Raw genomic sequence first — 13,621 nt, forward strand, 5'->3', positions numbered from 1 at the left:
GTATAAATTGGAGAGGGAGTTTATTAGTGGATAAGCAATTTAATACTAGATCAATGATATTCACTTTATTTGGTGATTACATAAGACATTATGATAACCTCATTTGGATTGGTAGCTTAATCCGGCTACTACAAGAATTTGGACACAATGAACAGTCCGTACGTGCTGCCATTTCAAGGATGAGCAAGCAAGGATGGGTTCAAGCTGAGAAGGTTGGAAACAAGAGCTATTACTCTCTCACCGAACGGGGTAAAGCAAGGATGGATGAGGCATCGAAACGTATTTACAAAACGGAACATCCATCATGGGATGGCAGTTGGCGTATCCTTGTCTACACAATCCCAGAAAATAAGCGTCATCTTCGCGATGAATTGCGTAAGGAGCTTGTATGGAGTGGATTCGGGTTACTATCCAATAGTTGCTGGATTACACCAAATCCTCTGGAAGAAGAAGTAAATCGCTTAATCGAAAAGTATGATATTAGTGAGTATGTATCCTTTTTTAATGCATCTTATATTGGAACCAATGACCAAGAAGAGCTCGTCCAAAAATGTTGGAACCTCGATGAGGTCAATGATAAATACCAGCTATTCATTCAAGAGTATAGCCAGAAGTACATTATTGATAAAAACAAGATTGAAAAAGGAGAACTAAGCGATGGTAGTTGTTTTGTAAAATCTGCTCTATTAGTTCACCAATATCGTAAATTCTTGTTTATTGATCCAAACCTTCCACAGGAACTATTACCTAAAAAATGGCTAGGTGATTCTGCGGCTTCTTTATTCACGGATTATTATCAATTGCTTATTGAGCCTGCTACTCGTTTCTTTGAGAAGGTTTATAAGCAAGCTGAGATTGATAAGGTGATGGAGGAGATTAAGAAGTAGCTAATGGGTATTTTATAATCAACAAAATGGCACACCAAACACCGTATTGTTTACGGTGTCTTTTTTCAGTTGATTAATCTAAATAGTAGATAGTAAACTGTGCGGTAAATAGGCATTTTGGATAGAGCATCATACCCGCTACGGAAATACACTCCGCTTTTACTGCCAGCACAGGGGCGACATCTGTTCGAAAAGACCTCACAGTGTCTACCTTGCCGCGGGCGGCTGGTGAGCCTCCTCGCGCTTACTTCTTTAGGGGTCTCACCGATGCCTATCCTCCCGCAGGACAAGGAACGCTACGAAAGCGATACATCGCACGCAGAAAAAGTGATTTTCTTTTTCAAGGAGTCTCCGTGTATTTCCTACGCTAGAAAGTAGTGAATAATTTAGACAGCAATTAAACCAAAACCAACACAAAAATAATTTGCTACCTTAAATTAGAAAAACAGTACTAGCGCAGGCAGAATACGGAGACTCCTCGAAAATAAAGAACAATTTTCTTCGTGCGATGATTATGCTGCCGAAGCCTTCCTTGTCCTGCGGGAATAGCACGTGTCCGAAGACCCCGCAGAGGTGAACTTTCCTCGAGGAGGCTGAGGCCGGGCCCGCGGAAAGCGGAGTATTCTGCCGGAGCGGTATCGTTCCACTATCCTCATTAACTTTTGGTTAAATTACCGCGCAGTTTCTATCAAAATAGCAACTAACCTTACACAAAAAGCCGATAATAAAAATAACCGCCCTATTGAACGATTGTTTTTATAAATATATATCCCTATTTTCCTTGAATAAGAAGAGATGACACACAAGTTGCTACTTTCTTTTCATTTTGAATTAGATCGGCAACTACATATGCTAATGTTCTACCGATTTTTTCTACTTTTGCTATTACTTCTACCTCTCCTTCAAATGCAGGCCGGTGAAAGGTCGTATCTAGATCAATGGAAACAAACCCTTGGTTCTCGGTTAGCTTTGAAGCTATTGCATATGCCATCATAATGTCTGCTGCAGAGGATAGGAATCCTCCCATTACGACCCCAAGACCGTTAATAAATTTCTCCTCTACTTGCCATATCCCTTTTGCAACACCATCTTCAGCATAATGCACCTTCACTTGCATTGTCTCATCACATGGAGGAGGGGTAAGTCCATGAGAGACAACTTGTTGCAAATCCGTAATAGAATATTTCATTCTTTTCACTCCTGAATCATCTATTTTAGAAAATCAATTCATTCCGTAATAAAAACGTCAATAAAATACTAAGGTTTAGTTCACCATTTGTCAATAGATTCTGAATTTACTAAAGTATATACCTATTATACAAATTGGTATAATCAGGTAATTAATCTAGATATCTTGCATTTTTTCAAACAAATGTAGGAGTAAGAGCCAATGTTTTTATACTTTTATAAAATATATTGACTTTTTTATATATTATTTTTATTATTTATATAACAATATTTAATTGTCCGTCAAATAAACGTTATATTATATAACGCACTACTTATCATGGTGTCAAAAACAAAACGGGAGGCATACAGATGGAAAATTATGAAGTAACAGATATTACAATTATAGGTGCTGGGCCAGTAGGGTTATTTACAGCTTTCTATGCTGGTATGCGTGAAGCCTCTTTGAAGATTATCGACAGCTTACCTGAGGTAGGTGGCCAGTTAACAGCACTATATCCAGATAAATATATTTATGATGTTGCTGGTTTTCCTGGAGTTAAGGCAAAAGACTTAATTGCAGAGTTACATAAGCAAGCCTTGACCTTCTCTCCAACCATCTGTTTAAATGAACAAGTTCAAGATATAATCCAATTAGAAAATGGGACTTATAAGATTTTCACTTCAAAAGGTATCCATCTTTCTAAAACGATTATTCTTTCTGCTGGAGCAGGTGCTTTTGAACCGAGGAGATTGAAGCTAGATCACGCTTCGGAATTTGAAGGAAATACGCTACATTACTTTGTAAAACAATTAGATCAATTCACTGACAAGCAGGTATTAGTCTGTGGAGGCGGTGATTCTGCAGTAGACTGGGCACTTGCTTTAGAACAGGTTGCAAGGAACGTAACACTGATTCATCGGAGACCTGAATTTCGAGCACATGAACATAGTCTTACACAGCTAAGAAAGTCATCTGTACGTATTCATACTCCATTTGAATTAACAGAGATAAAAGGTAATCAAGGAAAGGTGGAACAAGTAGTTATTCAAGAGGTAAAAGGTGACAATTATCTCACCTTCGATGTGGATGAAGTGATTGTTAACTATGGTTTCATTACGAATATAGGGCCTATAAAAACGTGGGGAATTGATACAACTAAAAATGCTGTACATGTAAATGGAAAAATGGAAACATCTCTTCCGGGAATTTTTGCTGCAGGTGATATTTGTTTCTATGATGGGAAGCCTAAGTTGATTGCCACTGGTTTTGGAGAAGCTACCATTGCAGTGAATCATGCTAAATCCTACCTTGATCCAAAAGCTAAACTGAGCGTGCATAGTACACATTTATTTTCCAAATAAAAGGAGGATGTTTCAAACTGGATTATTATCCGCTTGAAACATCCTCTATACTCATTTAGAACGTCTTGTATCTACTTCATACCATTCTTTAGATGCTGTGTTCAAATGGTCCGTTATCTTTCTGAATTTCGCTTTTGGCACTTTAAACTTAATGTAATTTGCTTCTGCCTCAGAAAGTCTGAGTTCACGAATAGTTCTTCCGTCTTTGAAAGACTCGAGTAAGAATTCATCAAATTCATCTTTATTTGATATCATGAATCTCCCCCCTTACTCTACGTGTGAAACAACTTCTTCCTTCTTTAATTCTTTACCAGATAGCATAATGGATTCATTCACTAGTACCTGCATCGCATCCACCGCATATGGTTTTAAATGTGTTGCTATCTCAATACATGAAAGCTCTGTGCATCCCAAGATAACACAATCACACTTTTCTTGATGGATCATTTTTTCTATAATTTGCTCAAAACCTCGCACATCTACTGGTTTATCCGCTTTAAAATCATAGATGGTATGCATGACTTTCTCTTGATCATCGACATTGGGAACTAGTGCCTTCATATTATATTTATGACATTCATCCTGATATATACCTGTATTTACTGTACCATCTGTTGCTAAAATACCTATTTTAGCTGTTTGTCCAAATTTTTCACGTATATATTTTACTGTTTCTTCAATCATATTAATGATTGGAATAGATGTCATTGCCTGCATCTCATCATAAAAATAATGGGAGGTATTACAAGGTATCGCGATATGGTCAATCTCTGCCGCTTCAAATATCTTAAAGTCCTTATGAACTGCTTCTAAAAACGGTTCCTTATGATCCTCTAAAATCGCCCTTGTCCGATCCGGAATGGTGGCATGGTTAAGAATAACCATGTCAATATGATCCTGATCTTTACTAGCATCCGTATTATCAATTACTCTCTCAAAAAATAACGATGTTGCTGCAGGTCCCATTCCGCCTAACACACCGAGCTTCTTTTGTTCCAATTGTTCCACCTGCTTTATCTTGCGCTGCCTGAGACAACTTTATTTTACTTCTGCATTCTCTTTATTCAACGCTTCCAGTGCAATACCTGCACCATAATCCATGCCTTGGCAACCAGCAAGTAATACTAAATCTCCATCAGTTGCTTTTGAGAATGCATCATGAATTGCATCTGGTAGTTCGTCAAACAAGTGAACCTTAATATTCGCTTGATTCATGACCTCTAGAAATGCTTTTACCTCATCATCTGTCACTTCATCTTTAGATGTTGTATGGGAAACACTTCGAGTTGCAATAACCTCACTAATCTTGAGTTTGTCAGCCCACTTCACAATAACTTCTGCATTTTCTCGATTGATTGTTGCACCTCTTTGGCCCCTAATTGCATATACTAATTGGAGATTGTCATAATCCATAAAGTCTAGAGTTTGAAGTGTTACATTGATATTTCCAGGATTTGCGAAGTGGTCATCCACCACTTTAATTCCATCCTCATAGATAAACTCAAATCTTCTAGGTACACCGGAAAATTCTTTTAGTGTTTGCTGAATGGTAGATATTCTTACGCCACTTAGAAGCGAAATCGTAATTGCCACCATGGCATTATATACAGAATGAAGACCAGGTACAGCTAATTCAACATCGAATTCACTTGGTTCATATTTAATACCATTTGCATCAAACGGTTTTAAAATCTCAACAGTAAATTTACCTCTTCCTGTGCTTAGGTCAAGATCTCGACAATGTAAGTATCCTTCTTTACTGTTCAGTCCGAAAGAAATAACTGATGCTTTCGTTTGGTCAACCAATGAAGCTGAATATTGATCATCTAAATTTAATACGGCATAGCTATTTTCAGAAGCATTTCGTATTAGGCTTGACTTTGCTTCAAAATACTTTTCAAAGGTACCATGCATCTCCATATGTTCTTTACTCATATTGTTTAGGGAAACAATATCAAAATCAACACTCTCGACACGATTTAACTCTAATGCAGCTGAAGATACCTCCATCGTTACATGTGTTACATCGTTTTCAACCATTTCACTTAGATATTGTTGTAAATCCAATGATTCAGGCGTTGTTAATTCAGCTGGGAATGATTTATTTCCATTTTTCACGATTACGGTCCCTATTAGCCCAGTTGTACGACCTTCTGCCTCTAGGATTGCGTTTGTCATATAGGAAGTTGTTGTTTTTCCATTGGTCGCCGTAATACCGATCATCGTCATTTTGCTAGATGGATTTTGATAATATGTAGCACCTAATCTTGCTAATGCCACACGACTATCACGGACAACATATTGCGGAATGGAGATGTCTTCTTGGAAGTCTTCTACTACAGCAGCCACTGCTCCACGCTTTACTGCATCTGGAAGATACTTATGGCCATCTGTCTTGAACCCCTTCACACATACAAATAAATCTCCTTTTTCAACTTTTTGCGAATGATAGGAGACTTTATTTATTTCTAGGGCCTCTACTTCCCTGTTATTCGTTACTTCTACTACTTTCAATAATTCGCTTAATCGCATGAGACTTCCTCCTAATTCTTTCTTCGGCCACCAAATAATTTACTAACCCTATTTCTCATAAAGGCCATACCTGGTTTGGGATCACTTAAACTAAAGATTGCGTATGCTTTTGGTCTAAACAACGATTTTACTACTTCCGAAGACTTAAGTTGACCCGTTTTAATATAATCTTTCACAGCTAACAAGTCCTCATACCCATACCAAAACGCTCGATTTGTAGTCTCCATTAATGCTTTTGGCTCCAATGGGGAACCGATCATTTCACGATACGTAATATACGGGAAATTCAATCCAACTTTATAAAGCAACTGATTAAAGTTAGTAATCCGAGCATTTATTTCAATTAAATAGTACTCTCCTGTTTCTTCATCTTTCTTGAACTCTATTTCTGCAAATCCCTTATAATTAATTCCCTCTAAAAACTTCGAACCAATCTCGAAAATTTCAGGGGTGTATTTTTGGATTGTATAAACAGATGCACCAAAGTTAATTGGGTATTGTCGTAGCTTTTGGCAAGTAGTCCAATGTGTAACTTTAGAATCCTGGTTCAAATACGCATCAAAAGTATACATATGGTCATCAAACCCAGGAATAATACGCTGTACGAACACTTCAAGATTTGCTTCTTTTGATTGGTTTAGCGCATCATGTAGCTCTTCCATATTATGAACTTTAAAGATTTTTTTCCGGAACTTCTTAACAAAGGCTGGAGAATCAAAAGGCTTCACCAGACAAGGAAACTTTATTTCTTCTTCTATCCGCTTTTCGAAATTAGGCTCGTTTACTCGAACTGTTTCGGGCACTTTAACTCCATGCTCAACCGCTAAGGCATGTAAGGTATCCTTATTCATTACCCTACTTGCAAGTCCAGGCTCTGTTTGTGGAATCAAGTAATATTCTTTTATGTCCTCTAAATACGCATCTATTACCTCCAGATATGTATCATGGCAAGGTATTAGTACAGGCTTTTCATCTTGTCTTTTTGCATAATCAATTAATGCTTGAATAAATGCTTCTGTTTCTTTTTTATAATGTGGAACCAGTATCTTCTCCGAACAATACTTTGATGCAGCACCATACCGGTCCTCTTCTGAATAATCAACCGCTACTGTATGGACACCTTCTTTTCCAAGGCCCCTAATTGCACTAAGTCCTATATAATAATTATTACCTAAAACAACTGCTTTATTATTCATATACTTTTCTCCTATTATAGGTGTTATTAATCCTATTCATGGGTTTGTATTTTTATTAGAGAATATCATTTGTTTATTGGAGCTCTTTACTATTCTCTCCTTATTATACGCGTGTATAGATATTACTTCAATAAGTCAATCTACGTAGAAAAATAACCATTTGCATATTATAATATACAAAACTATTAGGTTTAGGAAATAGTTTAATCAAGACGATAAAAGTATGATATATTGTATACATAGGAATTTTTACCCATTTTTTCAGTAATTTTGATAGATCTATTTAGAAAAGGAGGATTGTGATCGATGCGTATAGATAAAATTTTCATAATATTTCTATTTGTCACTTCCGTTGTGGTAGCTGTCAGCTCCGGTAGTATTAAAACGGACATGCCTAGTTATTTGATTGCACTCTTCCTTTTTTATTTTTTCTCTACGTTATATTATCATTTGAGGGTTGCGGTGAAGCATGGGAATGCAAGGGTCGATTATACTATTCCCTATAGTCTTGCCATCGCACTCTACGGTGGACCGCTTGGTGTATTTGTCTATGAAGTCCTATATATGTCGACTGTTTTTTTCATTCATAAAAAGAAGAAAATAGCCGATGACGAAGAATTACTACATACATTTTATAATATTGGATCGTTCGCACTAAATGGTTCTATCGCATATTATCTTTTCCATGGGCTATACCCTACATTTGAGCATGTACCTTTTGGCTTTTGGATTTTAATTATCACCATTGCGATTGTTATGATCTTATTATCTCATGTATATTTAACAATTGTCTTTTTAGCAATGGGTGAGATCAATAGTTTCAAGGATGCTATGGCCTTTATTAAAAGCAGAAGTATCTTAGATATAGGGAAAATAGCATTCTCTAACGGACTACTCTATTTCTTCCTTCTTGAAGAACAATGGGAAATGGTTATCGGCTTATTCCTATTAAATTATCTAGTAAGTCGTTCAAATATCGCAATCAATCAATCGATTCAGCATAAATTAGAGCGAGACAAGTTTGAGCAAATGGCTTATACCGATTTCTTAACTGAAGTATATAACCGTGCATATATGGATAAGAAAATGGCAGAATTAAATAACGCGAAGGAGAAACTAGGTATCATTGTGACCGATATTGATTCGTTTAAACAGATCAATGATACATACAATCATGCTGTAGGGGACCGCGCTATTCAACATTTTGCTGCCGTCCTACAAAATCATCTCTCAGAGGAAGACTATTTATTCCGAAGTGGCGGGGAAGAATTTACGATATTCCTAAGAAATAGAAATTATGAAGAGTGCTTATCTCTACTAGAAGAAATTCGAAAAGGGATTGAAAATACTCCAGCGGTTGCCGAATACAACAATAAAACGATTAATATTTCCATGACTGCCTCATTCGGACTTTACTATTATAAAACAAATGAAGCACTGGAAATTAAGAAAGCTTATGTCTATGCTGACCAGTTGTTAATCCAATCAAAAGACCAAGGCAAAAACCGTATCTCTGCTAAAAACGGAATGGTTGATATTCCTTTATCAGCTAGGTTTCAATAAAAATGCTTGAGTAGAAATATTCTATTCAAGCGTTTTTATTGAGACTGCTTTTACAGTATTTTCATAAAATGCCATTATTCTTGTTTCTCCATATGCACTTGATGCCAGACCATAAACACTAATATGGTCCAAATTTTACGAGCGTTATCTCGTTTACCAGTAGCATGGTCGATTAATAACTTTAGGCAATATGATTTATCTAGTAGGTAACCCGTTTCACTAGCCAGAATGATTTCTTGTGCCCAATCAAATAATTCATCACGTAGCCATTTCCGAGTCGGCACTGGAAATCCCAGCTTTTTTCGTTCGACCACATGCTCCGGAACAAAATCTTTTGCTGCTTTTCGTAGTATTTGTTTGGTTTGCTTTTCTGATATCTTATACTTAACTGGAATTTTACGAGCAACTAGAAATACCTCTTTATCTAAAAATGGTGCTCGCAAAGACAACGAGTGCGCTCTAGACATCCGGTCCGCTTTTACTAATATATCTCCAGGGAGCCATGTATGGATATCGATATATTGCATTTGATGGGATGGATGTTCCTCTATCATTTGCTGAAACAGGTCATCTGTAATAAGCCGGTAATGGTTCTCTTCTTGATATGTCTTTAAAAATTGCTTTTTATCCTTTTCCTCGAAAATCTTCGCATTACCAATATATCGCTCTTTCAATGGTGTTGTACCACGTGCAAGGTAGCTCTTCCCTATGACGCCTTCAGGGATAATCTTTGACATTCTATTAAGCCACTTTAGAAGTGTTGCTGGCAGATGTTGAAATAATTTTAACGATTCAAATTCTCTATAGATATGATAACCACCAAACAGTTCATCTGCTCCTTCTCCTGAAAGTACTACATTCGTATGTTCACTAGCCATTTTAGCGGCAAAGTATAGTGGGACACAGGACGGGTCAGCTAATGGATCACCCAGAAAGCGTATGATAGTGGGCAAACTGTTGACATATTCTTCTGGTTTAATAATATAGGAACGATTCTCTACACCAAGTTCGGCTGCTGTTCTTTGTGCAATAGGAATCTCTGAAAACCCGTCTTCTTCAAACCCAACGGAAAAAGTTTTAATAGAGGGATCAAATTTCTTAGCAATTCCCACTAAGAGACTAGAATCAATTCCACCAGATAAGAAGGCTCCTATCTTATCCACATCTTGAATATGAGTGTTAACAGAATCCACTAGTACTTCTTGAATTCTATTAATGATTTGTTTTTCATTTCCATCTACAGGTTGGAAGGTTGCATGAAAATAGCGGTATAGTTGAAGTGGTTGTTGAGGTTTTTTTATCAGGTATTTTCCTGGTTCTAATCTTGAAATTTCCTTTGTTAACGTCATTGGAGTGGGTACATATTGGAATGAAAGATAGTGCTGTAATGCTTGGTCATGAAAAGATAATTTCCCTTTTACATTTATAATCTCCTCTTTCAAATAAGAAAAAAGAAACTCTTCCTCTCTATCCATATAATACAAAGATCTAATACCAAATGGATCTCTTGCGGCAATTAATGTTTTTTCTTGATTATCCCAGATTACAATGGCAAACATCCCTCTTAGTTCACGGAAGGCATCTACACCCTTTTCTGCAAATAAAGCAGCGACTACTTCTATTTCAGAACTCGTTTCAAAGATACATCCTTTCTTCATGAGTTCTGTGCGCAATTGTTTATGATTATAAATTTTACCATGTAGTACTACTACAAAACGTCCTTTATATAGTGTGAAATTCTCTTCTTTTTCTAAATCTAATTCGAGTTGATAAATTGAATCATTATATATGCTTGCATTATTCGATGTTTTAAAGTCAAAACTGACCTGAGCATTCTCGGTTGGTTCACTCTTTGGAACACCTATTAAACCATACATGCTAATTTCCCCTTTTTACATATTAGACGAATTATTTTTGATATTATATTCAAATAAAAAAAGACTGACTCAAGTAAACGTCCTGAGCCAGTCTTTCTCGTGGAAACTTATACAATTTTTTGCTTCTTAATTTGCTTACTTCTTAACTGTCCACATGCAGCATCAATATCTGCTCCATTTTCCCAACGGACACCACTGTTAATACCATTTTTCTTCAATACTTCGTGAAATTCTTGAATAACACTTGTTTCACTTCGTTGGTACTGACCATGTTCCTCTACGGAGTTGTATGGAATTAGATTCACATAAGATAAGTGGCGCTTGCTTCGTAATAACTTAGCTAGTTGTAATGCTTCTTCCTTATGATCATTAACGTCCTTCAACATAATATATTCGTAGGTAATACGACGATTGGAATTCTCAAGGTAGTAGTCTACTGCTTTCATAAGCTTTTCAATTGGGAATGCTTTATTAATTTTCATAATACGTGTTCTAAGTTCATTATTTGGTGCGTGTAGCGAAATTGCTAAATTCACCTGTAACCCAGTATCAGCAAACTCATAAATCTTATGAGCCAATCCACTTGTAGAAACCGTGATATGACGTTGACCAATTTTAAGTCCCTTTTCATCATTGACTACATGAATGAAATTGAGAAGGTTAGTGAAGTTATCGAATGGTTCACCAATCCCCATTACTACGATGTGACTAACTCGTTCGTCTTTACCTTGCTCATCTAGATGCTTTTGTACTTTCATAATCTGTTCTACAATCTCTCCGCTATCCAAGTCTCTACTTTTTCTTAATAGTCCACTGGCACAGAATGTACAACCGATATTACAACCAACTTGTGTCGTAACACAAACAGATAAGCCATAATTGAATCGCATTAACACGGTCTCAATTAAGTTTCCATCTTGTAACTTAAATAGAAATTTAACAGTACCATCCTTTGATACCTGTTTGATTTCCTCATCTAATGTTTCCACGACAAAGTTCTCTTCTAGTAAAGAAATAGTTTCTTTGTTAACGTTTTTCATATCCGCGAATTGACGGATACGTTTCTTATATAACCAGTCCCATACTTGTTCTGCACGGAAACGTTTTTGTCCGTTTTCGATTAACCAATTAGTTAATTGTTCAAAAGTTAATCCGTAAATGGATTTTTTTGTCATTGTATTTTCTCATCTCCAACATGATATATATCGTACTGTTATCAGTATTATCATTACCTAAATCACTTTACTATCATACTTGATTCATAGGTTTGAATCAAATTAAATTTTAATACTGCTTTCGTATCGTTTGTTGCTATTGATATTACATCTGTTAATTAAATGAGGGTAGTGGTAATATACCGCTCCGGCAGAATACTCCGCTTTCCGCGGGCCCGGCCTCAGCCTCCTCGAGGAAAGTTCACCTCTCTAGGGGTCTTCGGACACGAGCTATTCCCGCAGGAGTCTCCGTATTCTGCCTGCGCTGGTTTAGTACTCTATTTATAGATAGTTGTTACATTTTGTTTACCGATATTAGTGCAGTTAACTTTTCCCACCCATTTTAGCGAAGGAAATACACGGAGACTCCTGCGGGAGGATAGGCATCGGTGAGACCCCGCAGTGCGAAAGCGCGAGGAGGCTCACCAGCCGCCCGCGGAAAGCGGAGTGTATTTCCGTAGCGAGTATGATGCTCCCCAATAAAAGTAATACCGCACATTTTTTATCTACTATTTATTAAATAAAAGCACCTATTAGAAAATTAACCAAATTTAATTAATAAACCAAGAGCTAAGCTAATCATTGGACTCTTTCATGCAAAATATTTATCATTGCTTATTAATGGTAAGTATCGAAAGGAGTCTTTATGTTGAAAGCTGTAAATGCGAAGACGTTTAATCATGTACCCTTATCCGTTCTGGATCTTGCACCGATAACAGAGGGTAGTAATGCAAGTGAGTCCTTTAAGAATAGTGTGGAATTGGCGCGTAACGTTGAGAACTGGGGTTATAACCGTTACTGGTTGGCAGAGCATCATAATATGCCTGGCATCGCAAGTTCCGCCACTTCGGTTGTCATTGGCCATATAGCAGGAGCAACGGAGAGTATTCGAGTAGGGGCTGGTGGGGTCATGCTACCAAACCATGCAACATTAGTGATAGCTGAGCAGTTTGGAACCTTGGAAGCCATGTATCCGGGGCGGATTGACCTAGGGTTAGGAAGGGCACCTGGTAGTGACCAAGCAACTGCCTATGCTTTAAGAAGAACATTAAATATGAGTGTCGAGGATTTCCCTATGCAGGTGAATGAATTACAGGATTATTTTTCCGATGAGCCTGTTTCACGTGTGAAGGCTATACCTGGACAAGGCATGAAATTTCCTCTTTGGTTATTAGGTTCTAGTGGCTTTAGTGCCCAACTTGCAGCACAGAAAGGATTACCTTTCTCGTTTGCTAGTCACTTTGCTCCAGCCTTTCTACATCAGGCATTAAGATTATACCGAGATAATTTCAAACCTTCCGATGTATTGGAGAAACCATATGTAATGCTTGGAATAAATGTTATTGCTGCAGACACAAATGAAAAGGCAAGACTTATTGCCACTTCACAACAACAACAATTCCTAAGTCTACGTCGTGGAAACCCAGGAAAACTACAACCACCAGTTGCTAATTTGGAGGAATTGTATTCACCTATAGAACTTGCTGCTGTTATGGAAACATTGGATCCAAAGACAACGATCGTTGGAGATCCCGAAACCGTTCGGAAGGGATTAGAGAGCTTTATCGAAGAAACAAAAGCAGATGAGCTTATAATAGGTTCACAAATTTTCCATCAAGAAGACCGTTTACGTTCTTATGAGATTGTGGCGGAGATGATGGAATAAAGTTAAAAGAGGCTGGGACAAAAGAGCTTTAGTTGATTAAAATCCGAACGAACATGAAAAGCGCATAGACCCGCTCCGGAAATATACTACGCTTTCCGCGGGCGGCTGGTGAGCCTCCTCAGAGCTAAAGCTCTTCCGGGGTCTCACCGATGCC

At 37.3% G+C, this 13,621-nt stretch carries 11 protein-coding genes; 4 read left to right on the forward strand and 7 right to left on the reverse strand.

Features of this window, described 5'->3' with window-relative positions; translation table 11 throughout:
* Positions 1–53 precede the first annotated feature (53 nt).
* Positions 54–887 (forward strand): phenylacetic acid degradation operon negative regulatory protein PaaX, encoded by an 834-nt coding sequence (gene paaX, locus BN999_RS16150; protein WP_096273216.1) that lies wholly within the window; start codon positions 54–56, stop codon positions 885–887.
* A 772-nt stretch (positions 888–1,659) separates the two neighbouring features.
* Here the strand turns inward: paaX and BN999_RS16155 are convergent.
* The gene (locus BN999_RS16155; protein WP_096273050.1) at positions 1,660–2,076 is read right to left on the reverse strand and encodes a PaaI family thioesterase; all 417 of its coding nucleotides are present in this window, start codon (positions 2,074–2,076) and stop codon (positions 1,660–1,662) included.
* 350 nt (positions 2,077–2,426) lie between these two features.
* Here BN999_RS16155 and BN999_RS16160 point away from each other — a divergent pair, with 350 nt between their 5' ends.
* Complete coding sequence (locus BN999_RS16160; RefSeq protein WP_096273052.1) at positions 2,427–3,419, forward strand: NAD(P)/FAD-dependent oxidoreductase; 993 nt, start codon at positions 2,427–2,429, stop codon at positions 3,417–3,419.
* A gap of 51 nt (positions 3,420–3,470) precedes the next feature.
* On the opposite strand, the gene BN999_RS16165 is transcribed toward BN999_RS16160, so the two are convergent.
* Genes BN999_RS16165 through BN999_RS16180 form a run of 4 tightly spaced genes read right to left on the reverse strand, consistent with a single transcriptional unit; the run spans position 3,471 to position 7,147 of the window.
* Complete coding sequence (locus tag BN999_RS16165) at positions 3,471–3,674, reverse strand: hypothetical protein (protein WP_096273054.1); 204 nt, start codon at positions 3,672–3,674, stop codon at positions 3,471–3,473.
* Positions 3,675–3,686: 12 nt separating this feature from the next.
* Positions 3,687–4,418 (reverse strand): aspartate/glutamate racemase family protein, encoded by a 732-nt coding sequence (locus BN999_RS16170; RefSeq protein WP_096273056.1) that lies wholly within the window; start codon positions 4,416–4,418, stop codon positions 3,687–3,689.
* 39 nt (positions 4,419–4,457) lie between these two features.
* Positions 4,458–5,951 carry a Mur ligase family protein gene (locus tag BN999_RS16175; protein WP_096273058.1) on the reverse strand — a complete coding sequence of 498 codons (1,494 nt, stop codon included), beginning with the start codon at positions 5,949–5,951 and terminating at the stop codon, positions 4,458–4,460.
* A gap of 11 nt (positions 5,952–5,962) precedes the next feature.
* A complete protein-coding gene (locus BN999_RS16180; protein WP_096273060.1) occupies positions 5,963–7,147 on the reverse strand; it encodes a carboxylate--amine ligase in 1,185 nt (394 codons plus the stop codon).
* Positions 7,148–7,453: 306 nt separating this feature from the next.
* Between BN999_RS16180 and BN999_RS16185 the strand changes: the two genes are divergently transcribed.
* Complete coding sequence (locus BN999_RS16185; protein WP_096273062.1) at positions 7,454–8,710, forward strand: GGDEF domain-containing protein; 1,257 nt, start codon at positions 7,454–7,456, stop codon at positions 8,708–8,710.
* Between the two features lie 74 nt (positions 8,711–8,784).
* On the opposite strand, the gene asnB is transcribed toward BN999_RS16185, so the two are convergent.
* Positions 8,785–10,587 (reverse strand): asparagine synthase (glutamine-hydrolyzing), encoded by a 1,803-nt coding sequence (gene asnB, locus BN999_RS16190; RefSeq protein WP_096273064.1) that lies wholly within the window; start codon positions 10,585–10,587, stop codon positions 8,785–8,787.
* A gap of 107 nt (positions 10,588–10,694) precedes the next feature.
* The gene (gene rlmN / locus BN999_RS16195; RefSeq protein WP_096273066.1) at positions 10,695–11,762 is read right to left on the reverse strand and encodes a 23S rRNA (adenine(2503)-C(2))-methyltransferase RlmN; all 1,068 of its coding nucleotides are present in this window, start codon (positions 11,760–11,762) and stop codon (positions 10,695–10,697) included.
* A gap of 685 nt (positions 11,763–12,447) precedes the next feature.
* Here rlmN and BN999_RS16200 point away from each other — a divergent pair.
* Positions 12,448–13,467 (forward strand): LLM class flavin-dependent oxidoreductase, encoded by a 1,020-nt coding sequence (locus BN999_RS16200; RefSeq protein WP_096273069.1) that lies wholly within the window; start codon positions 12,448–12,450, stop codon positions 13,465–13,467.
* Positions 13,468–13,621 lie beyond the last annotated feature (154 nt).

The organism is Paucisalibacillus globulus (assembly GCF_900184735.1).
Taxonomy (GTDB): Bacteria; Bacillota; Bacilli; order Bacillales; family Amphibacillaceae; genus Ornithinibacillus; species Ornithinibacillus globulus_B.

Excerpts from the sequence above, each read along its gene's own strand:
- asnB (WP_096273064.1), bottom strand. The coding sequence starts at position 10,587 with ATGTATGGTTTAATAGGTGTTCCAAAGAGTGAACCAACCGAGAATGCT.
- paaX (WP_096273216.1), top strand. The coding sequence starts at position 54 with ATGATATTCACTTTATTTGGTGATTACATAAGACATTATGATAACCTC.
- BN999_RS16200 (WP_096273069.1), top strand. The coding sequence starts at position 12,448 with ATGTTGAAAGCTGTAAATGCGAAGACGTTTAATCATGTACCCTTATCC.
- BN999_RS16175 (WP_096273058.1), bottom strand. The coding sequence starts at position 5,951 with ATGCGATTAAGCGAATTATTGAAAGTAGTAGAAGTAACGAATAACAGG.
- BN999_RS16180 (WP_096273060.1), bottom strand. The coding sequence starts at position 7,147 with ATGAATAATAAAGCAGTTGTTTTAGGTAATAATTATTATATAGGACTT.
- BN999_RS16165 (WP_096273054.1), bottom strand. The coding sequence starts at position 3,674 with ATGATATCAAATAAAGATGAATTTGATGAATTCTTACTCGAGTCTTTC.
- rlmN (WP_096273066.1), bottom strand. The coding sequence starts at position 11,762 with ATGACAAAAAAATCCATTTACGGATTAACTTTTGAACAATTAACTAAT.
- BN999_RS16160 (WP_096273052.1), top strand. The coding sequence starts at position 2,427 with ATGGAAAATTATGAAGTAACAGATATTACAATTATAGGTGCTGGGCCA.
- BN999_RS16155 (WP_096273050.1), bottom strand. The coding sequence starts at position 2,076 with ATGAAATATTCTATTACGGATTTGCAACAAGTTGTCTCTCATGGACTT.
- BN999_RS16185 (WP_096273062.1), top strand. The coding sequence starts at position 7,454 with ATGCGTATAGATAAAATTTTCATAATATTTCTATTTGTCACTTCCGTT.